Origin of the sequence: Pedobacter frigoris (genome assembly GCF_032678645.1) — a bacterium.
Lineage (GTDB): Bacteria > Bacteroidota > Bacteroidia > Sphingobacteriales > Sphingobacteriaceae > Pedobacter > Pedobacter frigoris_A.
Map to the genome: position 1 here is coordinate 279,561 of NZ_JAVTSP010000001.1, position 21,764 is coordinate 301,324.

At 38.9% G+C, this 21,764-nt stretch carries 21 protein-coding genes; 10 read left to right on the plus strand and 11 right to left on the minus strand.

The features are described from left to right. The first annotated feature begins 93 nt into the window (after positions 1-93). From R2Q78_RS01320 to R2Q78_RS01335, 4 genes are all read left to right on the plus strand, one after another. Entirely contained in the window at positions 94-597 is a 504-nt protein-coding gene (locus tag R2Q78_RS01320; protein WP_316788156.1) for a hypothetical protein, read from the plus strand. A gap of 124 nt (positions 598-721) precedes the next feature. Then, positions 722-1,249, plus strand: a complete 528-nt coding sequence (locus tag R2Q78_RS01325) for a hypothetical protein (protein WP_316788158.1) — start codon at positions 722-724, stop codon at positions 1,247-1,249. Between the two features lie 214 nt (positions 1,250-1,463). Beyond that, positions 1,464-2,003, plus strand: a complete 540-nt coding sequence (locus R2Q78_RS01330) for a DUF3347 domain-containing protein (protein WP_316788160.1) — start codon at positions 1,464-1,466, stop codon at positions 2,001-2,003. A 121-nt stretch (positions 2,004-2,124) separates the two neighbouring features. After that, a complete protein-coding gene (locus R2Q78_RS01335; protein ID WP_316788163.1) occupies positions 2,125-3,411 on the plus strand; it encodes a citrate synthase in 1,287 nt (428 codons plus the stop codon). 71 nt (positions 3,412-3,482) lie between these two features. Here R2Q78_RS01335 and R2Q78_RS01340 read toward each other — a convergent pair whose 3' ends face one another. The 5 genes from R2Q78_RS01340 to R2Q78_RS01360 all read right to left on the minus strand — a co-directional run bounded on the left by R2Q78_RS01340 (position 3,483) and on the right by R2Q78_RS01360 (position 8,230). Further along, on the minus strand, positions 3,483-4,439 hold the full coding sequence (locus R2Q78_RS01340) for a DUF3667 domain-containing protein (RefSeq protein ID WP_316788164.1): 957 nt from the start codon (positions 4,437-4,439) through the stop codon (positions 3,483-3,485). 20 nt (positions 4,440-4,459) lie between these two features. Then, on the minus strand, positions 4,460-5,725 hold the full coding sequence (locus tag R2Q78_RS01345; RefSeq protein ID WP_316788165.1) for a nucleoside permease: 1,266 nt from the start codon (positions 5,723-5,725) through the stop codon (positions 4,460-4,462). Between the two features lie 91 nt (positions 5,726-5,816). After that, positions 5,817-6,431 (minus strand): bifunctional nuclease family protein, encoded by a 615-nt coding sequence (locus R2Q78_RS01350; protein WP_316788167.1) that lies wholly within the window; start codon positions 6,429-6,431, stop codon positions 5,817-5,819. A gap of 47 nt (positions 6,432-6,478) precedes the next feature. Next, positions 6,479-7,450: an electron transfer flavoprotein subunit alpha/FixB family protein gene (locus tag R2Q78_RS01355; RefSeq protein ID WP_316788169.1), complete on the minus strand. Its 972-nt coding sequence runs from the start codon at positions 7,448-7,450 to the stop codon at positions 6,479-6,481. A 42-nt stretch (positions 7,451-7,492) separates the two neighbouring features. After that, entirely contained in the window at positions 7,493-8,230 is a 738-nt protein-coding gene (locus tag R2Q78_RS01360; RefSeq protein WP_316788171.1) for an electron transfer flavoprotein subunit beta/FixA family protein, read from the minus strand. A gap of 266 nt (positions 8,231-8,496) precedes the next feature. Between R2Q78_RS01360 and R2Q78_RS01365 the strand changes: the two genes are divergently transcribed. Both R2Q78_RS01365 and chrA read left to right on the plus strand, forming a co-directional pair. Further along, on the plus strand, positions 8,497-8,832 hold the full coding sequence (locus R2Q78_RS01365) for a tetratricopeptide repeat protein (RefSeq protein ID WP_136834772.1): 336 nt from the start codon (positions 8,497-8,499) through the stop codon (positions 8,830-8,832). A gap of 11 nt (positions 8,833-8,843) precedes the next feature. Beyond that, complete coding sequence (gene chrA, locus R2Q78_RS01370; RefSeq protein ID WP_316788173.1) at positions 8,844-10,043, plus strand: chromate efflux transporter; 1,200 nt, start codon at positions 8,844-8,846, stop codon at positions 10,041-10,043. Here the strand turns inward: chrA and dnaB are convergent, their stop codons facing one another. Beyond that, the gene (gene dnaB / locus R2Q78_RS01375) at positions 10,044-11,618 is read right to left on the minus strand and encodes a replicative DNA helicase (RefSeq protein WP_136834774.1); all 1,575 of its coding nucleotides are present in this window, start codon (positions 11,616-11,618) and stop codon (positions 10,044-10,046) included. Between the two features lie 209 nt (positions 11,619-11,827). Here dnaB and rlmB point away from each other — a divergent pair, with 209 nt between their 5' ends. Further along, a complete protein-coding gene (gene rlmB, locus R2Q78_RS01380; RefSeq protein ID WP_316788176.1) occupies positions 11,828-12,595 on the plus strand; it encodes a 23S rRNA (guanosine(2251)-2'-O)-methyltransferase RlmB in 768 nt (255 codons plus the stop codon). A gap of 65 nt (positions 12,596-12,660) precedes the next feature. On the opposite strand, the gene R2Q78_RS01385 is transcribed toward rlmB, so the two are convergent. Together R2Q78_RS01385 and R2Q78_RS01390 are read right to left on the minus strand one after the other, a co-directional pair. After that, positions 12,661-13,752: a mannose-1-phosphate guanylyltransferase gene (locus R2Q78_RS01385; RefSeq protein WP_316788177.1), complete on the minus strand. Its 1,092-nt coding sequence runs from the start codon at positions 13,750-13,752 to the stop codon at positions 12,661-12,663. A 19-nt stretch (positions 13,753-13,771) separates the two neighbouring features. After that, positions 13,772-14,737, minus strand: a complete 966-nt coding sequence (locus tag R2Q78_RS01390; RefSeq protein WP_316788178.1) for a KpsF/GutQ family sugar-phosphate isomerase — start codon at positions 14,735-14,737, stop codon at positions 13,772-13,774. 89 nt (positions 14,738-14,826) lie between these two features. On the opposite strand from R2Q78_RS01390, the gene recQ reads away from it, so the two are divergent. Beyond that, positions 14,827-17,016: a DNA helicase RecQ gene (recQ, locus tag R2Q78_RS01395; RefSeq protein ID WP_316788181.1), complete on the plus strand. Its 2,190-nt coding sequence runs from the start codon at positions 14,827-14,829 to the stop codon at positions 17,014-17,016. Between the two features lie 15 nt (positions 17,017-17,031). Next, positions 17,032-17,847 carry a 3-deoxy-8-phosphooctulonate synthase gene (kdsA, locus tag R2Q78_RS01400; protein WP_316788183.1) on the plus strand — a complete coding sequence of 272 codons (816 nt, stop codon included), beginning with the start codon at positions 17,032-17,034 and terminating at the stop codon, positions 17,845-17,847. A 29-nt stretch (positions 17,848-17,876) separates the two neighbouring features. On the opposite strand, the gene R2Q78_RS01405 is transcribed toward kdsA, so the two are convergent. Together R2Q78_RS01405 and R2Q78_RS01410 are read right to left on the minus strand one after the other, a co-directional pair. Then, positions 17,877-19,772, minus strand: coding sequence for an OmpA family protein (locus tag R2Q78_RS01405; protein ID WP_316788185.1), 1,896 nt, complete (start codon positions 19,770-19,772; stop codon positions 17,877-17,879). 59 nt (positions 19,773-19,831) lie between these two features. Continuing rightward, entirely contained in the window at positions 19,832-20,455 is a 624-nt protein-coding gene (locus tag R2Q78_RS01410; protein ID WP_316788187.1) for a 7-carboxy-7-deazaguanine synthase QueE, read from the minus strand. Between the two features lie 62 nt (positions 20,456-20,517). On the opposite strand from R2Q78_RS01410, the gene R2Q78_RS01415 reads away from it, so the two are divergent. Next, entirely contained in the window at positions 20,518-20,856 is a 339-nt protein-coding gene (locus R2Q78_RS01415) for a Rieske (2Fe-2S) protein (protein ID WP_316788189.1), read from the plus strand. Between the two features lie 24 nt (positions 20,857-20,880). On the opposite strand, the gene R2Q78_RS01420 is transcribed toward R2Q78_RS01415, so the two are convergent. Continuing rightward, positions 20,881-21,762, minus strand: a complete 882-nt coding sequence (locus R2Q78_RS01420) for a bifunctional 5,10-methylenetetrahydrofolate dehydrogenase/5,10-methenyltetrahydrofolate cyclohydrolase (protein WP_316788191.1) — start codon at positions 21,760-21,762, stop codon at positions 20,881-20,883. Between the last annotated feature and the right edge of the window lie 2 nt (positions 21,763-21,764).

The following is a 21,764-nucleotide window of genomic DNA, read 5'->3' on the forward strand; positions in this document are numbered from 1 at the left end:
AAAAGAACATGTATAAATTTAGATGTGGTATGAAATTTGTTAACTACTGTACGATAAAATTATCATTATTTAATTTAAACAAGCGATCAAAAAATGAAAAATTCTACTAAAATTCTTGCTTCTGCAGTAGCTGCAGTTGCGCTGTTCTTTACGACGAGTGTTAATGCTCAGGATTCTAAAGCTTTACGTTTAGGTATTGGTTTGAATGCAGGTCTTCCAACAACTAAAGCCTATAGCTTTGTAATTGGTGGTGATTTACGTTTGCAAAAAGATTTCAGCTCCAATATTTCTGGTTTGTTATCAGCAGGTTATAACAGCTGGTCACTGAAAGATTCTTATGGTGGCGGTAGTGTTGGAATGATCCCTGTTAAAGCAGGTGCAAAAATTTTCTTTGCTGAAAGTGCTTATGTTTCAGGAGAATTGGGTGCTGGCTTCGGTACAGAAAGCAATTCTTCAACAGCGTTCTTATGGGCTCCGGGTGTAGGTTATGGATGGGATAATGGTTTAGATCTTGGACTGCGTTATGAAGGCGCAGAGTTTAAAGGCGGATCTATTGGTCAGGTTGCATTACGTATAGCTTACGGATTCAAATTATAATCGTTATAAATAATATTTGTTATGTAAAAACCTTGTCAGGCGTAAAAGTTTGGCAAGGTTTTTATATTGTAGTAGATTATATAAATTAATTAACACACAAGATTTTTTTAAAAATTTAAAAATTATGAAAACAGTTACTAAATTATTTGCAGTTGCAGCAGCACTAGTTACATTCGCGACAACCAACTTACATGCACAATCAACTGAGGTTGCTAAAGGTGTACGTTTGGCAATTGGTGTAAGCGGAGGTGTTGCAGAAAAAGGCTCTCCATTTGAATACGGATTAGGTGCAGATTTAGGTTTCCAATTTGGTCTTTCAAAAGAAGTGGCTATCACAGCTACTGGCGGTTATACCACAATGATGGCTAAAGATAATGGAACAGATTATAACTTTATCCCTGTAAAAGGTGGAATTAAAGTATTCCCTCAAATTGGTGGCATGTACCTTTTAGGTGAGGCAGGTGCAGGTTTTGCAACTAAAGATGGCGGTAAAACTTCTTTAATCTGGTCTGGTGGTTTAGGTTACCAATTTAATGGTGGCTTTGATATCGGTGCTAGATACGAAGGTTACAAACAAGATGCAGCGTCTACAACTTACCAGCCATACAATGGTCAGTTTGCTTTACGTTTAGCTTATGGCTTCAAATTATAATCCTGAATTATAACATTTTATTGAAGGCCCCCCGAATTATCGGGGGGCTTTTTTTATTTATTTGAATTTAAAATGTTATTTTAACCGCAATACAGAAATTAAAGCCGAATTATCGCTTTAATTACCTATAAAAGCAATAATTAGGTGATATATGTGTAAATATTTGTAACTTATAGGACTAACTTAGAATTATTAAAAAACCAAAACATAAACTATGAAAAGATATATTGCCGCGGGGGTAATAATGATTGCTTTATCCTGCACGAACGCTGAAAAAAAAGCAGCAGTTTCTTCGGATAGTACTGCAACAGCATCACAGGAGGCGACAGTACCAATGGGTGTTGAATTAAAGGACGCTAAAGTGCAAAGCATTTATGATGGTTACATCAATCTGAAAAATGCATTGGTTGCCACAAAATATGAAGATGCTAAAAGCGCAGCTGCTAAACTTCAGGTTAGTCTGGCCGGATATAAAGGATGTGAGAATACAGCGTTGACTGCAGAGAAAATAGCATCGGCTAAAGACATTGTAGCACAAAGGAAAGAATTTACAGCTTTGAGTTCGGATGTAATTGCTTTATTTAAGCATGCAGATGTTCAAAAAGGATCTATTTATGTTCAGCACTGCCCGATGGCCAATGATGGAAACGGAGGGGATTGGCTGGCTTCAGAAAAGAAAATCCAAAATCCTTACTATGGAGATCAAATGATGGAATGCGGAGCGGTACTTGAGGAAATCAAACCGGTCAAATAATTCGGATTCTTACGGGAATTTGACCCACATTTAATAATAATTTAACAGCTTTGTTATAGTTGATTAAATACTAATCGAAAAGGATTAGTTAGTTTTGTTTAATATAAATTTAAGAATATATATGTCAGATATTGCAGAAATTAAGATTGACGGGAAGGTGTACGAGTTCCCGGTTATTACAGGTACAGAGGGGGAGAAGGCCATTGATATTTCTAAACTAAGAGATTTAACAGGTCACATTACTTTAGATTTCGGTTATAAAAATACAGGATCAACAAAAAGTGCGATTACTTTCCTTGATGGGGAGAAAGGTATTTTGAAGTATCGTGGATATCCTATTGAGGAATTGGCTGAAAAATCTACCTTTCTGGAAGTTGCCTATCTGCTTATATACGGAAACCTGCCGACTTTGGGAGAGCTTGATGCTTTTCAATCGTCTATCAGGATGCATACATTGATTCATGAGGATATGAAGAAGTTTTTGGATGGTTATCCTTCAAAATCTCATCCTATGGCCCAACTGGCTTCTCTGGTATGCTCATTGTCTACGTTTTATCCGGAGTCATTGAATGCAAATTCATCACCGGAAACAATGGATCTGACAATGATCAAATTGCTGGCTAAGTTTCCAACTATAGTTTCTTTCATTTATAAAAAATCACTGGGTCATCCGCTGATTTATCCAAAAAACAAATACGATTACGTAAGCAACTTTTTAAACATGATCTTCGGTCAGCGTACTGAAGAGATTGATATTGATCCGGTAGTGGTTAATGCGATGAATACTTTGCTGATTCTGCATGCTGATCATGAGCAAAATTGTTCTGCTTCTACTGTAAGGATGGTAGGTTCTTCTGACTGTAACTTATATGCTTCTGTTTCCGCAGGTATCTCTGCATTGTGGGGACCATTGCATGGTGGTGCAAACCAGGCTGTAATTGAGATGCTTGAACGAATTAAAGAAGACGGTGGTGACACTGAGAAATGGATCAATAAAGCAAAAGATAAAAATGATCCTTTCAGAATGATGGGATTTGGTCACAGAGTTTATAAAAACTTTGATCCAAGGGCTAAGATCATTAAAAAAGCCTGCGACGATATCCTGGAGAAATTAGGTATTGACGATCCTGTTTTGGAGATTGCTAAAAAACTGGAAGAAGCAGCGCTGAATGATCCTTATTTCGTAGAACGTAAGCTTTATCCGAACGTTGACTTTTACTCAGGTATTATTTACAGAGCCTTAGGTTTCCCTACAGATATGTTTACTGTTTTGTTTGCATTGGGCCGCTTACCGGGATGGATTGCACAATGGAAAGAAATGCATGAAAATAAAGAGCCTATCGGTCGTCCGCGTCAGGTGTATGTTGGGCATACCAACAGAGACTTTAATGACATCACCACGAGATAATCCAGGATTAAGCTTTAAAAAAACGTTGACCATTTGATCAGCGTTTTTTTTATGTCAAATATTTTACCCCGTTACATCAGTATCACAGACAATGCAATTCCGATTAGGGAAGTGATGCCTACCAAAATGGCATATCCAGTAAAAAGGAAGAGGATTTTTATCGCGGTGATCCAGCGTTTGCTATCATAAAAGGTTCTTAAAGAGCGGTAGATGTACCATATGATATAAACGGAACATAACGCCTGCAGGACATAACCGATATTGTAGATAAAGCCAATAAGCCAGCTAAATAATATCGTGATCAATGCACTTAGAAATAGGGCAGAGTGAAGATGAAAAGAGAAAATCAAGTGCTCATAATAGTATTTCTTTTTACGGATATATACTAATTTTAACAGAAGAGCAAATAGAGGAAGAAGAAGAAACATCATCTTTGGAAGATTGTGAACAAAATCCTCCGTCATTTTCTTACTAACACCACCGGGATAATCTCTGAGTTCGATATTTCTTTTAATGGTATAGTTTTTTATGAAACCATCCCTTTTTGACTTCGGTAAGGTTTTTTGATAATTGTTATAGGCTTCTACGGTTGCAAACTTGTCCGACGCTCTCAGGTTCTCAAGGTCTAAAGAAAACGTTTTTTCGATAACGACGCTGTCTTTTTTCTGGGTTTCTAGCTTTATTTCCGGAGCGGTTTTAATATGTTCTTTTGCTTTATGTCCACCACTAAGGATCACCAGAAAGAAAACGATACTCAAAAAAATATACAAACGAATCGGGTGAATGAAAGCAACGCGCTTACCTGCCACAAATTGTTGGGTAAGCCATCCGGGCTTAACCAAAAGTGGTTTTATTGTGTGGAAAAACTTCGACTCAAAATGAAAATAATCGGCAGTGGCATGAGCAATCATGTGCAAAGCATCCTCTTCAACTATGATGTTTTCCTGTCCGCAATGTGAACAGAAATGATCTTCAACAGTATGGCCGCAGTTTAAGCAGTTTTTTTCTTTACGATATCTACCTGACATATATAGAGTTTTAAAGAGATTTAGTGGTTCATTGCCTTAATGGCATCTACTTCCGCTTTGTTGTGTTTATATTTGAAGATCAGCGGAAAGACAATAGCTAAAACAAGGGTGTAGGATGCAAATGTGATCCATATGCCAGTCCAGTCCTTGGTTTGGTCTGCCTGTGTGAAGAACTTATCTATGATCAATCCGCTGGTGAAACTGCCAAATAATGCACCAAATCCATTTACCATCATCATGAATAATCCCTGCGCGCTTCCCCTGATTTTCTCATCTATCTGAGTTTCCATAAATAGTGATCCCGAGATGTTGAAGAAATCGAATGCCATTCCATAGACAATACATGACAGGATGATCATCCATAGGCCACCTGCAGGGTCTGCGAATGCAAAAAGTCCGAATCTCAGCACCCAGGCCAGCATGCTGAAGAGCATCACGTATTTGATCCCGAATTTCCTTAGGAAAAATGGAATGGCAAGGATAAAGAGTGTTTCAGAAATTTGTGATATAGACATGATGATCGCAGGATACTTTACTGCCAGCAGGTCTTTGTATTCAGGAATGTTCTTGAAGTCGTGTAAAAACGTATCTCCGTAAGCATTTGTAAGCTGAAGTGCAGCGCCCAGAAACATGGAGAAGAGGAAAAATACCGCGAATTTCCTTTGTTTAAACAAAGCGAAAGCACGCAATCCCAATGCATCGACGAAAGATTTGGAATCTACATTGCTAGCAAGGGGAGGGCATTTTGGTAGTGTAAATGAATAAATACCTAAGGCCAGGGAAACTGCTGAAGCGATATAGAACTGATTTGAAGATGCTTCGTTACCAGAAAGGCTCACTGCCCATAATGCAGCAATAAAGCCGATTGTTCCCCAGATTCTGATGGGAGGGTAATCTTTTACAACATCCTTTTGATGCCTTTTTAGTGCGGAATAAGCAACGGTGATCGACAATGATAGCGTCGGCATGTAGAAGATCATATTGAGCAGGATAACCCAGAAAAATGTTCCGGGATTATCAACCATAGGAAGACAAAAAAGAACTATGGCTCCGAGTATGTGTAAGGTACCATACAATTTTTCTGCGTTGATGAACCTATCTGAGATAATTCCTGTCAGCGCAGGCATAAAAATAGCAGATATTCCCATTGTAGAAAATATAGCTCCGAATTCGGCACCTGACCACTGTTTATTTTGAAACCAATACACCCCAATGGTGATGAGCCATGAACCCCAGATAAAGAATTGCATGAAATTCATCAGGGTTAAGCGTAACTTAACGTTCATAATGATAATCTAAAAGTGATCTAGTAATTAATAAATGAAATATAGAATTATTTGTTGATACAAATTCTATAGGCTACGAAATAGTTTATTACTAAGCTGAATTTCTTTTACTGATCTCATCACGAATCTTTGCCGCTTTCTCATAAGCTTCTTCTGCAATAGCTTCCTGTAATTTTTGCTGTAATTCTTCCAAACTTAAGGATTTGTAGCTGGAAGTAGGTATGGCAGTACTCATGTCTTCAGTGCCCTGTTCTTTAGTCATGTTGTCCATATTTTCGAGAAATAGAAAATCATTTCCTTCAATTACTATTCCTGCAGATGACAGAATGAATTCATAAGTATAGATGACAGCATTGAAACGAACGGCCAATGCTATGGCGTCGGATGTTCTGGCGTCAATTTCCTGAATATTCTCCCCATCTGTACAGATTAGCTTTGCGAAAAATACACCCTCTACAAGATTGTAGATAAGTACTTCCTGGATCTGTATATTATAGGTCTGAGCAAACGTTTTAAACAGGTCGTGGGTAAGTGGCCTGCTTGGGGTCATTTTCTCTATTTCAATTGCAATTGCCTGCGCTTCAAAGGCACCAATTATAATTGGTAAACGTCTTCTTCCGTTTACTTCTCCGAGTACAAGTGCATACGCACCTGATTGAGTTTGGCTATACGATAAACCAACGATATCGAGTTTTACTTTTTTCATATTAAGTAATACCCGGCTGTCGGTAATTCCGACGGCCGGGTATTTAATTAACCTTTATGTACCTTTAATGCTTCTATTAACTTTGGAACAACTTCAAATGCGTCGCCTACGATACCATAATCAGCTACTTTGAAGAAAGGAGCTTCAGGATCTTTATTGATCACGACGATTACTTTTGAAGAACTTACACCGGCAAGATGCTGGATAGCACCAGATATTCCGATGGCGATGTATAAGTTTGGACTAATGGCTATGCCGGTTTGTCCAACGTGCTCAGAGTGAGGTCTCCAGTCTGCGTCAGAAACAGGTTTAGAGCATGCTGTAGCTGCTCCGAGTAAATCTGCCAGTTCTTCAATCATTCCCCAGTTTTCAGGACCTTTTAGTCCGCGTCCTGCTGAAACAACAAGTTCTGCATCCGGTAATGAAATTTTATTGGTTGCCCTCACGATTTCTTTTACAATAGCAGTAAGATCTGTAGCTTTCACTTCAGGACTAAAGCTTTCTATGGCAATGTCTCCAGCAGTTTCTTTTACGCCAAATGCATTCGGGTTTAAGGCAATCACCTTAACGGCAGAAGTTAATTCAGTAATGGCAAAAGCTTTTCCAGAGAAAGCAATCTTCTTTACAGAAAACTTACCACCATCGGTTTTCGGAAGTTCTACGGCTCCGTCAACCAGACCAGCTTTAAGTTTAACGGCAACACGTGGAGCAAGACCTTTTCCGGAAAAGGAATTGGACAATACTACAACATCAGCATTTTCTTTTTTCGCGGCTTCCGCTATAATTGAGGCATAAGCCTGGTTTACAAAATTCTTTAACTGGTCGTTTGTTACATTCAGCACTTTAGATGCACCGTAAGTGCCAAGTGCTTTAAGTTCACTCTCATCAACGTTACCAATAGCTATTGCGGTTAGATTACCACCTTGATTATCTGCAATGGCTTTTGCATAAGATACAGCTTCGAAAACTGATTTCTTAAATTTGCCATCAACTTGTTCTACATATACTAAAACTGACATAGGATCTTTATTAAAAATTTAAACTGTATTAAGTGCTTAGGTTTAGATTACCTTAGCTTCCTGATGTAATAGATCAATTAATTTCGCTGTTTCCTCAGCAGGAACCAGTTTAACTGTTCCGCGAGGAGGAGGGGTTTCAAAAGAGTTAATTTTAGAAACCTGTTCAATTTCTTTAGCCTCTATAGCCTGAAGTGGTTTTGTTCTGGCAGACATAATTCCTCTCATATTTGGGATTTTAGGTTCTGCAGTTCCTTCAGCGCAACTTGCTACAAATTTTCCGCTAACAGAAACAATTTCTTTACCACCTTCAATCTCTCTTTCTATGGTTGCTGTAGTTCCGTCATAATCAAGTTTCTTAATGATAGATATTGATGGAATATCAAGAAATTCACCAATCATTGCAGCTACCTGAGATCCGTTATAGTCAATTGATTCGCGACCGCAAAGGATCATGTCAAAATCTGTAGTTTTAGCATATTCAGCAATCTGGTAAGCAGTGAAATAGGCATCTCTCGGTACAGCGTTGATACGTACAGCATCATCAGCTCCGATAGCCAGCGCTTTTCTTATTGTTGGTTCTGTCTGGCTTTCACCAACATTGATCACCGTAACTGTACCTTTACCACCTTCACAAAGTTCAATAGCCCTTGATAACGCAATTTCATCATAAGGATTTACAATAAATTGTACCCCTGCTGTATTGAATTGTGTATTATCATTAGTAAAAGTTATTTTTGTGGTTGTGTCTGGCACATTACTGATACAAACTAATATTTTCATAAGTTTACATTGATTTTTAAAGGTAATGAAGCTATCATCAGCTTAGTTATTTGAATTCTTTTGTATGCTGATGATGGTTTCATAAGTTTACATATTGATTTTTAAAGGTAATGAAGCTATCATCAGCTTAGTTACTTGAATTCTTTTGTATGCTGATGATGGTTTCATAAGTTTACATATTGATTTTTAAAGGTAATGAAGCTATTATTTAGCTGAGCTGATTAATAGTCTTTTTGCAAATCTAATTAAAAAAGCAGGGATAAAAAATGCAAAGTACCCGAATAGAGAAGTTATTAAACTTTTTAGACAGCGATCCTAATGATCCCTTCGTTTTATACGCCTTGGCGACGGAATACAATTCATCAAATGACATTGAAAAGGCATTTGAGTATTATTTAAAACTAGTTGCGGAGCATCCGCAATACGTAGGCACTTACTATCATCTTGGTAAGCTCTATGAAAAAACAGATAGCAAAGAAAAGGCGATAGAAATTTACCAGCTTGGAATGACTGCAGCGAGAAATAAACGTGATATGCATGCTTTTTCAGAACTTCAGGGCGCTTATAATTCGGCGGCAGGTTTGGATTATGAAGACGACTAAATGGTGATCAGATGAATAAACGACAGCTTTTATTTATCAGAAATGTCTTCTTGTTTACCTTTACCGCGTTTGGGGGAGCCCAGGCACACCTTTCACTGCTACTCAAGTATTTTGTAAAAGATGTAAGATTTATCTCTGAAGAGGATTTGCTCGAGCTGAATGCCCTGGCGCAGGTGTTGCCAGGACCAGCCTCAACACAAACGCTTGTCGGTATTGCCTATAAGGTTGGGGGCTTGCGTCTATCCCTGTTTACCTTTTTCATATGGATTATACCTTCAGCGGCAGTTATGACTTTTGCTGCGATCACTTTCGCTAAGCTCGATCAAAAGCAAAAGTTTACGGAGATCCTGGAATATATCCAGCCAATTGCTTTAGGAATAGTGGCCTATGGGGCATATAACCTTTCAAGAAGGGTTTTGGTATCGCAGGTTTCTATATTTCTCGCTGTTTCGGCTGTTATCGCAACGCTGGTACTTAGGAATGCTTATGTTTTTCCTATGGCCATCTTAATAGGAGGTATGATATCCTCAGCACTGGAGACGCCACAGGAAGAGAGTGCGATCAGGGTAAAACTGTTTTCTAATATCAACAGAAAAAAGCTGATCTACTTTGTGAGTGTGCTTTTGTTTTTTGCGCTCCTTGGTGCCATTATCAACAGGACCTCTCCATTTAGTCTTCCGATCAGGCTTTTTGAGAATTTTTACCGTAACGGAATCTTGATATTTGGTGGTGGACAAGTTCTGGTGCCTTTGATGTTTACAGAATTTGTGGAGATGAAGCATTATTTAACCGCTCCGGGTTTTCTTTCCGGTTTCGCATTGCAACAGGCCCTTCCGGGACCTACATTTTCATTTACCAGTTATGTAGGTGCATTGAGTATGCGGAATTTTGGATATGGGCTAACAGGGCAGATGCTCGGAGGAGCTGTAGCAGTTCTTGGGATAAACCTTCCTGGGTTGATTTTGGTACTCCTGATTGTTCCTTTCTGGGAAGATCTGAAAAAAGTGGGAAGAATAAAGTATTCCCTCTCCGGTATCAATGCGGTTAGTGTTGGTTTTATAATAGCCGCCTTTATTTTGCTTGTGAAGCCGGTTGGCCTAGATCTTTTGGCCATTGGTATATTGATATCCACATTCCTGATTTTGAATTTCACCAAAATCAGTCCGACGTTTATTGTGCTTGCGGGAATACTATTGGGCTATTTTCTTTAACTAGAACGGAGCATCCTCGTCATGCATGTCATCCATGCGTGACGGTTTGATGATGACATTACCGGCGGGTCTGTCAAAATCCTGGGATGGTTGCATTCCGGCACCAGAACTTTCCATAGAAAAGGAAGTTGGTGCTGAGAAGTTTTCTTCCAAATCTGCAAATTTAACGTATTTCCCGATGAATCTTAGCGGTACAATACCGGTTTCACCATTACGGTGTTTCGCGATAATTACCTCACCTATACCGGCCTGTGAACGACCTTGCTCATCCTCTGTAATGCCATAATATTCAGGTCTGTATAAGAACAGTACCATATCGGCATCCTGCTCAATGGAACCGGATTCACGTAAGTCGGACAGCATCGGTCTTTTTCCGTTTGCTCCGGGTCTGCTTTCTACCGCACGACTCAACTGAGAAAGTGCGAGTACCGGAACATTTAATTCCTTAGCTACAGATTTAAGGGCCCTAGAGATACTACCAATTTCCTGCTCCCTGTTTCCGCCTCCACTCTGACCTTCTCCTTTACCATGCATTAACTGGAGGTAATCGATGATGATCAGCTGCAGGTCGTATTGTGATTTCAAACGACGGCATTTGGCCCTGAATTCAAAGATGTTAAGGGCTGGCGTATCGTCTATTAATAAAGGTGCTTCTGTTAAAGTTCCGATCTTACTGTGCAACTGTTGCCATTCCCATTCGGCAAGGTTACCTTTTCTGATCTTCTCCTGTTCTATTTCTGTCTCACCCGATATGAGACGATTTACCAGCTGAACAGAGGACATCTCCAGAGAGAATACTACTACCGGTCTTTTGAAATCTACAGCAGCATTACGGGCACATGTCAGAACGAAAGCTGTTTTACCCATCGCAGGACGGGCAGCAATGATGACAAGATCTGAAGGTTGCCATCCGCCAGTGATGCGGTCGAGATCAGTAAATCCGGAAGGTACACCTGTGAGTCCGTCACTTTTACCACGAAGCTCTTCAAGCGTAGCAAGTGATTGTTTGATGATCTCATCCATCTTTTGGGTATCCCTGCGCAGGTTGTTTTGAGCGATGTCAAACAAGTTCTTCTCGGCATGGTCCAAAAGATCAAAAATATCAGTGGTATCTTCATAAGCATTTTGAATGATTTCTGAAGAAATTCTGATCAGTTCTCTTTGGATGTATTTTTGAGATATGATACGGGCGTGAAATTCTATGTTAGCGGCAGAAGCAACCCTATTGGTCAGATTTGTAATGTAATAGGCTCCTCCGACCATTTCCAGCAGACCTAATGTGCGTAATTCAGAGGTTACGGTCAGGATGTCAACAGGCTTTGATTTTTGAAATAAGCCTTGGATGGCTTCGAAAATCTTTTTATGTGCCTCATGGTAGAATACCTCAGGCTTTAAAATGTCGATAACGGTAGACAATGCGTCTTTTTCAAGCATTAAGGCTCCAAGTACAGCTTCTTCAAGATCAATAGCCTGAGGGGGTATTTTTCCCAGGGTATTCATAGAATTACTTAACCTGTTTTTCCTGGCATTGTAACTGCCTTTGTCCTGTCCCTGTTTTCCGTTGTCCGTAATCATAGGGTACAAAAATATACAAAAATAAGGTGCCTTCTTAAATTCTTTATACACATTCTAACAGCTGAAATATCAGTCAATTTTTAGGGGCTTGGTTTGTTTTATGAAATTGCTAACAGGAATATGTGGATAAGCGGATAAGAAGCATCTGGAAAATAAGGTTCAAATAATCCCATTTTTTGAACTATTTTTGCAGCTCAATTTGCAATGAGATGGAAAATTCCAGGAGGTCGGGAAGACCTAAAGAAAATAATGAGTTTATATTTGGTATACGTGCTGTTATAGAGGCGATTAAAGCAGGTAAAGATATTGAGAGTATTTACATTCAGCGTGGATTAACAGGCGGAATCATTCTAGAACTAAAAGCCTTGTTAAAAGAGGTGGATGCTCCGGTTCACAATGTTCCTGTCGAGAAGTTGAACAGGATGACCCAGAAAAATCACCAGGGTGTTATTGCTGTAATTTCAGCCATTTCTTTTCAGAAAATTGAAGATATTGTTCCTGTGATTTATGAGAAAGGCGAAGTTCCTTTGGTATTGATTCTTGATGGAATTACAGACGTGAGAAATATGGGGGCGATAGCGAGAACAGCTGCTTGTGCCGGTGTGCATGCCATTATCGTACCGACCAAAAATTCAGCGCAGATCAATGCAGATGCGATAAAAACCTCTGCAGGTGCGTTATTTACAATACCAGTATGCAGACATCCTAATCTTCAGAAGATAGCACTTTATCTGCAAGATTGTGGTTTGCAGATTGTGGCATGTACTGAAAAAACGAATGATTTAATCTATGTTCCTGATTATACAGCTCCAACCGCAATTGTGATGGGAGCAGAAGACGAGGGAATATCAAATGAAATTATGCGAATGGCCAACCATTTAGCAAAAATACCGATGATAGGAGAGATCAGTTCTCTGAATGTTTCTGTTTCTGCTGGTGTGATATTGTATGAAGCCATCAGACAAAGGACCCTTTAATTGATCGGAATAAAAAAAGGGCTGTATATCGATTTATACAGCCCTTTTTTATGTAATGAGTTTTGTTAGATGTATTTGACGCCGAATTTGGATTTGACATCAGCCACGATCTGTTTAATGCTCTGTTCCTCTGATCTTGGACAGATCAATAACGTATTATTAGATTCCACGACGATATAATCATGAAGATCCTGGAGAATCACAAGCTTGTCTTTCGGGACATTTACCATACAGTTTGACGAATTGAACATCATTACCTTTTCCGAAGGAATCACTGCGTTGCCAACATAATCATGTTCAGCTATGTCGTAAATGGAAGCCCATGTTCCCAGATCAGACCAGCCAAAATCAGCGGGAAGAACGTAAACATTGTCGGCTTTTTCCATAATGCCAAAATCGATAGAGATATTAGTGCACTGCTGGTAAGCATTGCCTATAAATTCTAACTCACTTTCCGTATTGTATATATGAGCCCCTTGCTGGAATATTTCATACATGTCCGGTAAATGTTTGGAAAAGGCTTTGTTTATAGACCTTGCTGACCAGATGAATATTCCTGCATTCCATAAAAAGTCACCACTTTGTACGAATGACTTTGCAAGTTCTAAATTGGGTTTTTCTGTAAATATCTTTACTTTATGTAATTGATCGTCAGTTTTTAAGCGATTTTCAGTATACTGAATATATCCATATCCTGTGTCAGGCCTGCTTGGTTTGATCCCCAGGGTAATTAGGCAGTCATTTTGGGAAGCCGCTGTCAGCGATTGCTCAATGGCGGATATAAAAGCATCCTGATTGGTAATGGTATGATCTGACGGGGCCACCACTATTGTTGCATCGGGATTGAGCCGGGCAATTTTTGTAGAGCCATAAGAAATGCAGGGAGCTGTATTTCTCATGATAGGTTCTGCAAGGATCTGATTTGCATTTAAATCCGGAAGTTGCTCTTTGATGATATCAGTGTATATTTCATTGGTGACAATGAAGATATTTTCAGGAGGACAAATTTTTAGAAACCTGTCGTAAGTACTTTGGATCAGGGTCTTTCCGACGCCAAAAAAATCGATGAATTGTTTAGGGTATTCAGTTCTGCTTACCGGCCAAAAGCGGCTTCCGACGCCACCGGCCATTATTAAGGCGTAATTATTTTTATTCATATCTGGTAATCGCGTATCTCTAAATTATACCTTCCTGAAGAAGGTCGTGTAAATGTATCATGCCAAAATAACTTCCATTATCAGTAACGAGCAACTGTGTGATGTTGTTATTCTTAATTAGTTCAAGTGCCTGTACTGCCAACGTTTCTTTTTCAATGCTCTTGGGATTTCTGCTCATTAAATCCTTTGCAGTAATGTCTGCTAAGTTAGAATGTTTCTCTAGCATTCTTCTAATATCTCCATCAGTTATTATTCCCAGGATCGTATCATTTTCAATAACAACGACCGTACCTAAACGGTTTTGACTAATTTCTATTATGACATCCTTTACAGAAGCAGTAGGGTGTATGCGTGGTTTTTCATTTTTTAACGCAATGTCGCCGGCCTTTAAGTAAAGTCTTTTTCCTAACGAACCTCCCGGATGGAAACGGGCAAAATCATTTTCGTTGAAATTGCGCGCGTGAAGCAGGCATACAGCCAGGGCGTCACCCATTGCAAGTTGGGCCGTCGTGCTGGTTGTTGGTGCTAGATTGTGTGGACAGGCTTCTTTCTCAACTGAAGTGTTTAATACATAATCTGCCTGTAAGGCGAGATCTGAATTAATCTGTCCCACCATGCCAATCATGATATTTCCGGATTGTTTAAGAAGAGGGGCGAGTACTTTTATTTCAGGTGTATTTCCACTTTTTGAGATGCAGATGACGATGTCGTTTTTTTGGATCATTCCCAGGTCTCCGTGGACTGCATCTGCTGCGTGCATAAATACAGAAGGAGTGCCGGTGGAATTAAAAGTGGCGACAATTTTTTGCGCTATAATTGCGCTTTTACCTATTCCGGTTACAATTACACGACCATTACTTTCGAGAATAAGGTTAATTATCTCGACAAAATCATCATTTATATGCTGAATTAAGTCGAGAATCCCCTGAGCTTCCAGTTGTAACGTGTTAATTGCGTTGTCTATAATAGATTTTTTACTTTTCAAACAGAAATTATTAGTATATTGATGCTTTGAATTAGTGCAAAATTATGTTATTTTGAAGTAAAAATAGCACTGAATATTTTATACACGAAATGGATGTGAAAAAGTCGTTGTTTGACAACTTACAAACCTTTTTTGGTTTTGATAATTTTAAAGGTGATCAGGAGTCTATCATCACCAATATTCTTGAAAAAAGAAATACGTTTGTGATAATGCCTACGGGTGGGGGGAAATCCATTTGCTATCAGTTGCCTGCTTTGATGGAAGAGGGAACTGCCATAGTTATATCACCGCTGATTGCGTTGATGAAAAATCAGGTAGATCAATTGCGTGCTTTTGGCGGAAGCGACAGCATTGCACACTTCTTAAATTCTTCTTTAAATAAAACAGAAATCACCCAGGTGAAAAGTGATCTGCTGAGTGGACAGACAAAACTTTTGTATGTAGCTCCTGAATCACTATCCAAACAAGACAATATTGATTTTTTGAAATTGATCAAAATATCTTTTGTTGCTGTTGATGAAGCACACTGTATTTCGGAATGGGGACATGATTTCAGACCCGAATACCGTAAAATCAGGCAGGTAATTCAAGGACTTGGGGAGGATATTCCTATTATTGCTTTAACAGCTACAGCTACACCTAAAGTTCAGCAGGATATCATCAAAAATCTTCAAATGTCTGATGCCACGTTGTTTAAGTCGTCATTTAACAGACCTAATCTGTTTTATGAGATTCGTCCGAAGCGTGATGTCATTAAAGAGATCATCAGATACATCAAATACAATACCGGCAAATCAGGTATCATTTATTGTTTGAGCCGTAAAAAAGTAGAAGAGGTTGCTGAAACACTGAACTTAAATGGTATAAAGGCACTTCCATATCATGCGGGGCTGGAACCTAAAGTACGTGCAGATACTCAGGATAAATTCCTGATGGAAGATGTGGAAGTGATTGTAGCTACAATCGCTTTCGGTATGGGAATAGATAAGCCAGACGTGCGTTTTGTGATCCATCACGACATTCCCAAAAGTATGGAAGGTTACTACCAGGAAACAGGCCGGGCAGGAAGAGATGGTGGTGAAGGAATCTGCATCGCATTCTATGCACAAAAAGATGTAGATAAGCTGGCTAAGTTTATGAAAGACAAACCTGTATCTGAACGTGAAATTGGTACTCAGATATTAAAGGAAGTCATTGACTACGCTGAATCGGGTGTTTGCAGAAGAAAACAGATTCTTCATTATTTTGGAGAAAACTTCAACGAGACTGGTTGTAACTGTATGTGTGACAACTGTAAAAAGCCTAAAAAACAATTTGAAGCAGAAGAGTCATTGATGATTCTGCTTAAGCTGATCAAAAAAATAGGAGAGAAGTTTGATGACAGCCATATTTTGGCCATCATTATGGGGACTGAAACTGCTCAGACGATAGCATACGAACACAGTAAACTACCAGAGTTTGGTATTGGAACAGTAGAAGGTGAAAATCACTGGAAGTCTTTAATCAGGCAGGCTGTACTTAATAATTTTTTGTCTAAGGACATTGATAATTATGGTCTGCTTGGACTAACGAATGCCGGCATAGGGTTTATTGATAGTCCTTACAGCCTGAAATTCGTATTGAATGAACCAATAGAAAGTGCCGCAGATGATGATGAGGATGACGTGAAGCATGGTAGTGGTACATTAGATACGCAATTACTTCAGTTATTAAAAGATCTGAGAAAGAAGATCGCGAAGCAAAAAAATGTGCCTCCATTTGTTGTTTTTCAGGATCCTTCACTTGAAGAAATGTGTACACATTATCCTATTGCAATGGATGAATTGAAGCAGATTTCGGGAGTAGGTAATGGAAAAGCGCTTAAGTTTGGAGGTCCTTTTCTTGAATTGATAAAAAAGTATGTGGAAGATAATGATGTAGAACGGCCTATCGATCTGATTATAAAAACACAGGCTAATAAGTCACAGCTCAAGGTTTCTATTATTCAAAATATAGACCGGAAAATAGGACTCGAAGATATTGCTAAATCAAAAGGTATCACTTATGATGATATTTTGAAAGAGGTTGAAGCGATTGTAAATTCCGGTACAAAATTAAACTTAAGTTATTTTGTAGATGAGGTCATTGATGAGGATCGCCAGGATGAAGTATTTGATTACTTTCAATCAGCAGAGAACGATTCAATTGATGAAGCCCTAAAAGAACTTGGTGAGACCGATTATTCACGTGAAGAAATACAGCTGATGCGTATAAAGTTCATGTCTGAATTAGGTAATTAACAATTAAAAAACACAATGATCAATTTCGAGTTAGATAAACTAAAACATATCAATTCCGGTAATTTCTTTTTGATGGCTGGCCCATGTGCTATAGAAGGCGAAGATATCGCTATGCGTATAGCAGAAAAAATAGTTACCATTACAGATAAATTGCAGATTCCTTATATATTCAAAGGCTCATACCGTAAAGCGAATCGTTCAAAAGGAAGTTCTTTTACAGGTATAGGAGATGAAAAAGCACTTAAGATTCTGGAAAAAATAGGAGCTACATTTGATGTGCCCACAGTAACAGATATTCATGCTCATGAAGAAGCTGCGATGGCAGCAGCCTACGTGGATGTATTACAGATTCCTGCATTTTTATGTAGACAAACAGATTTGTTAATCGCCGCCGCTCTTACAGGGAAAGTGGTGAATGTAAAAAAAGGACAGTTTTTATCTGCTGGTTCCATGAAATTTGCAGTTGAGAAAATAGTAGAAGCCGGGAACAATAAAGTTATACTTACTGACAGAGGGAATACATTCGGCTACCAGGATTTAATCGTAGACTATAGAGGCTTACCTGAAATGCAGGGTTTCGAGGTTCCTGTAGTAATGGATTGTACCCATTCTTTACAACAGCCTAATCAAAGCAGTGGTGTTACAGGTGGCAAACCCGAACTGATCGGTACTATCGCAAAGGCAGCCATTGCAGTAGGGGCTGATGGATTATTTATTGAAACACACCCTGATCCAGCCAATGCAAAATCTGATGGTGCCAATATGCTTCATCTTGATTTGCTAGAAGATTTGCTGGTGAAACTGATTAAAATAAGGAAAGCGGTTATTTAACCGCTTTTTTTGATCGTACGTATAGTTATTTATAGTCTGGTGATTAGAAATGATGTTCTCCGGTTGAGCTTTCTACCGGTTTCACTATCATTTGGTGCGATGGGTTTGGTTTCTCCAAATCCCTTGTAAGTTAATCTTTCGGCGATTATTTTGTTGTTTGTAAGGTAATCATAAACTGATTTTGCACGCTGAAGAGAAAGTCTCATATTACTTTCATCGTTTCCAACATTATCGGTATGACCCTGTATTTCAATATTGATAGTTGGGTTGTTTTTTAATAGATCTACCAGAGTGCCCAATTCTACAAATGAAATTTGAAGGAGATTATACTCGTTGGTGTTGAAGAAGATGTTTTTTAAAATGACATTACTGCCAACCTTCAATTTGTCCATATTGATCTCCAGCAAAAAAGGCTTGTTAATGTAAGAATTACTCAGTTCATAATTCTCAGAATGGAATAAATACCCATCTGCACTGACGTTAAAGGCATAATTTCCTCCTATGGGCATTACAGCTAAGAAATCACCGGTTTCATTGGATGTGTAATCATTATATTCTACCTGTTTGTTTCTCAAGTTTACTACCTGTACTTTGGCTTCCAAAAAATTGCCGGTTTGTCTGTCTTTTACAATGCCCTTCACATAAGTGATTGCAAGCGGTTTCTTGTCGTTTGGCATATTGAAGTGATAAATATCCATATCACCGAATCCTCCTTCCAAAATAGAAGAAAAGAGCCCCTCAGTTCCGTCTGGGGTAACTATTAGTCCTGTTTCTTCATTAAAAGTATTGATGGGATAGCCCATGTTCTCCGGTTTCGACCATTTACCGGAGTCGTTCATTCTACTTAGAAAAATATCTTTGTTCCCTAAGCCCGGCCATCCATCGGAAGAGAAGTATAAGGTTTTTCCATCAGGGTGAATAAAGGGGGTATGCTCATCATAAGGAGTATTGATATCTGGTCCCAGGTTTTCAGGTTTACTCCAGTATCCGTCATGTTGTAATGTACTTTTCCAGATGTCATATCCTCCAATACCACCTGGTCGGTTACTTACAAAATAAAGCGTGCTGCCATCAGGACTAATTGCGGGCTGTGATTCCCAGTATTGGGAATTTATCGGACTTCCAAGGTTAAAAGGATCGCCCCAGCTGTTACCTTGCTTGTGACTTACGTAGATGTCGCACCTTCCCAAACCGTCGGGTCTGTTGCATCCTGTAAAGAAAAGATATTTGCCATCAGGGGAAATTGACTGTGCACCTTCATTGTATTTTTTTGTGTTAATCCGGTCACTGAGTTCCCGCGGGCTAGTCCAGGTATCTGTTTTTTTTTCAGAAATGTAAAAGTCTTCATTCCCATCAATATTCCGGCTAAATATTAGCTTTTCGCCATCTGCGGTAATTGAGGGGAAATAATCACGATAGCTGGAATTGATTTCCTTACCCATATTAACAGGGCTGTATTTTTGTGGGGCTTTAACAGCCAAAATAGAAAATTCACAATCTTTAAGGTACTTGTTGGCTTTAACTATAAAATCCTTGTCATTTCCTTTATACTTTTCGATAAAAATCCGGATATTCTTATAAGCAATGTCATAGTCACCGGTAAATATTCCTGACTCGGCCAATCCATAGTAAACTCTTGCGTCTACATCCGCATTTATTGACAGGGCACTTTTATAAGCGTCTTTGGCTGCTCCGAATGATTTTATTCTACGGTTTATGTCTCCAATCTGTATAAAAGCATATTGAAAATTAGGATCTGCAATGATGGCCTCTTTTAGAGTAAGTATGGCCTGATCGTAGTTGTCGGATTTCAGATAAACCTGTGCCTTATCAAAACTGGCTTGCGCTTTTTTTACCTTGCTTAACTGTGCTACAACTTGCTGAATGCTAAGGTGTAAGAAAAGTATAAGCAGTATTGTTTTCATTTGCAGCTATTTGTCTTTATTTTAAATATACTGCAATTCAGCGGAAATAAAAATCGGCTTTACGGGATATTTAGGAATTTATGCGTCTGCAAAGAAATCTCCCATTTAGGGTTGGCCATTACATAATCAATTATGAGGGGCGTAATTTCTTTTGATTTGGACCACTCTGGCTGCAGGTAAAGCTTGCATGTTTCTGAAACAGTTTCTGCATACTTCTCAGCCCATTCAAAATCACTTTTATTGAATACAATCACTTTCAGTTCATTTGCAAATGGAGTAATATCCGGTCTGGGTGCTTTAAATTTCTTAGGCGACAGGCAGATCCAATCCCATTTTCCTGAGAGAGGGTAGGCACCTGAGGTTTCAATGAAAGTAAGTATGTTTTTTTCCTGAAGCTGTTGAGTCAGGTAATCAAGATTATAAATTAATGGTTCACCGCCGGTAATGACTACTGCTTTACCTGGAAAACTATCTGCTTTGGCAACGATATCATCCGATTTTGTCAGCGGATGCAGCTCAGCATCCCAACTTTCTTTTACATCACACCAATGACAACCCACATCACATCCGCCCAATCGAATGAAATAGGCTGCCTTACCTGTATTAAATCCTTCTCCCTGTATAGTGTAAAATTCTTCCATTAAAGGAAGTAACGTGCCGTCTGCTGGTATTTGATGTGCCATATTTAAGATTGCAAAGGTAGATAAAATAATTGCGTTGCTTATATTTAGACTTTAAATATTGCATGAATCTGAAATGGTATAAAATAGAAGCCGATCTACCGGACGGTGAATTTGTAAAACAAGTTGTTGTGAACGGAAAAAAAATGTGTTTGTTAAAACACCAGGATAAGTTATTTGCTGTTCAGAATACTTGTCCACATGCGGGAGGAATACTTAGTGGGGGATGGTGCAAAGAAGGATATTTAGTTTGTCCTATCCATAGGTGGGAATATAATCTGCAGACAGGCAGAGGTGCTGAAGGGCAGGGGGACTATATAGATATATACCCCGTTGAGATTAGAACTGATGGAGTCTATGTGGGTCTAAAAGAGAGCTGGATTAAAAGGATATTCGGAAAATAATGCTATTTATTTTCCGAATACTGATTATTTATAAATTTCCTTTTTAGCGGAAGCCAATGTGTTTTTTAACAAGCCGATTATTGTCATCAAACCTACACCCCCAGGAACAGGAGTTATCCATGATGAAATAGGGGATACATTGTCAAAATCAACATCTCCATATAATTTATAACCAGATTTAGTTTGAGTTGAGGTTTCCCTGTTCATACCAACATCAATAACGATAGCACCAGGTTTGACCATATCTGCTGTGATAAAGTTCTTTTTCCCAATAGCGGCGATGATGATGTCACCTTGTAAAGTCATTTCTTTAAGGTTAACGGTTCTGCTGTGTGTCAGTGAAACCGTACAGTTACCTGGCGTCGCATTACGAGCCATAAGAATACTCATTGGACTACCTACAATATTACTTCTACCTACAACTACACAATGTTTGCCGGTAGTATCAATTTGGTAAGCTTCAAGCATTAGCATGATGCCATAAGGAGTAGCAGGTATGAAACATGGTAAATTGCGCATCATTCTTCCCAGATTAACCGGATGAAAGCCATCTACATCTTTACGGTGATCAATTGCTTCAGTAACTTTTTCCGGATCAATATGTTTTGGAAGCGGTAGCTGTACAATCAGTCCGTCGACTCCTGGGTCCTGATTGATTTCTCTAACTTTTCCTAGCAGTTCTTCTTCAGTTACAGTAACGTCATATCTTATTAGAGAAGATTGAAAGCCTACCTTTTCACAGTTTTTCATTTTGCTGGCAACATAGGTTTCACTACCTCCATCGTTTCCAACCAGAATAGCTACCAAATGTGGTTTTCTGCCTGTTTCACTTAAAAAATCTGCTGCTTCCACAGCAATATCCTGTTTTATTTTCTCCGATACGAATTTTCCGTCTAGTAACTGCATTG

Coding starts and splice junctions, on each gene's coding strand:
- R2Q78_RS01320 (WP_316788156.1), top strand. CDS start 94: ATGAAAAATTCTACTAAAATTCTTGCTTCTGCAGTAGCTGCAGTTGCG.
- R2Q78_RS01325 (WP_316788158.1), top strand. CDS start 722: ATGAAAACAGTTACTAAATTATTTGCAGTTGCAGCAGCACTAGTTACA.
- R2Q78_RS01330 (WP_316788160.1), top strand. CDS start 1,464: ATGAAAAGATATATTGCCGCGGGGGTAATAATGATTGCTTTATCCTGC.
- R2Q78_RS01335 (WP_316788163.1), top strand. CDS start 2,125: ATGTCAGATATTGCAGAAATTAAGATTGACGGGAAGGTGTACGAGTTC.
- R2Q78_RS01340 (WP_316788164.1), bottom strand. CDS start 4,439: ATGTCAGGTAGATATCGTAAAGAAAAAAACTGCTTAAACTGCGGCCAT.
- R2Q78_RS01345 (WP_316788165.1), bottom strand. CDS start 5,725: ATGAACGTTAAGTTACGCTTAACCCTGATGAATTTCATGCAATTCTTT.
- R2Q78_RS01350 (WP_316788167.1), bottom strand. CDS start 6,431: ATGAAAAAAGTAAAACTCGATATCGTTGGTTTATCGTATAGCCAAACT.
- R2Q78_RS01355 (WP_316788169.1), bottom strand. CDS start 7,450: ATGTCAGTTTTAGTATATGTAGAACAAGTTGATGGCAAATTTAAGAAA.
- R2Q78_RS01360 (WP_316788171.1), bottom strand. CDS start 8,230: ATGAAAATATTAGTTTGTATCAGTAATGTGCCAGACACAACCACAAAA.
- R2Q78_RS01365 (WP_136834772.1), top strand. CDS start 8,497: ATGCAAAGTACCCGAATAGAGAAGTTATTAAACTTTTTAGACAGCGAT.
- chrA (WP_316788173.1), top strand. CDS start 8,844: ATGAATAAACGACAGCTTTTATTTATCAGAAATGTCTTCTTGTTTACC.
- dnaB (WP_136834774.1), bottom strand. CDS start 11,618: ATGATTACGGACAACGGAAAACAGGGACAGGACAAAGGCAGTTACAAT.
- rlmB (WP_316788176.1), top strand. CDS start 11,828: ATGGAAAATTCCAGGAGGTCGGGAAGACCTAAAGAAAATAATGAGTTT.
- R2Q78_RS01385 (WP_316788177.1), bottom strand. CDS start 13,752: ATGAATAAAAATAATTACGCCTTAATAATGGCCGGTGGCGTCGGAAGC.
- recQ (WP_316788181.1), top strand. CDS start 14,827: ATGGATGTGAAAAAGTCGTTGTTTGACAACTTACAAACCTTTTTTGGT.
- kdsA (WP_316788183.1), top strand. CDS start 17,032: ATGATCAATTTCGAGTTAGATAAACTAAAACATATCAATTCCGGTAAT.
- R2Q78_RS01405 (WP_316788185.1), bottom strand. CDS start 19,772: ATGAAAACAATACTGCTTATACTTTTCTTACACCTTAGCATTCAGCAA.
- R2Q78_RS01410 (WP_316788187.1), bottom strand. CDS start 20,455: ATGGCACATCAAATACCAGCAGACGGCACGTTACTTCCTTTAATGGAA.
- R2Q78_RS01415 (WP_316788189.1), top strand. CDS start 20,518: ATGAATCTGAAATGGTATAAAATAGAAGCCGATCTACCGGACGGTGAA.
- R2Q78_RS01420 (WP_316788191.1), bottom strand. CDS start 21,762: ATGCAGTTACTAGACGGAAAATTCGTATCGGAGAAAATAAAACAGGAT.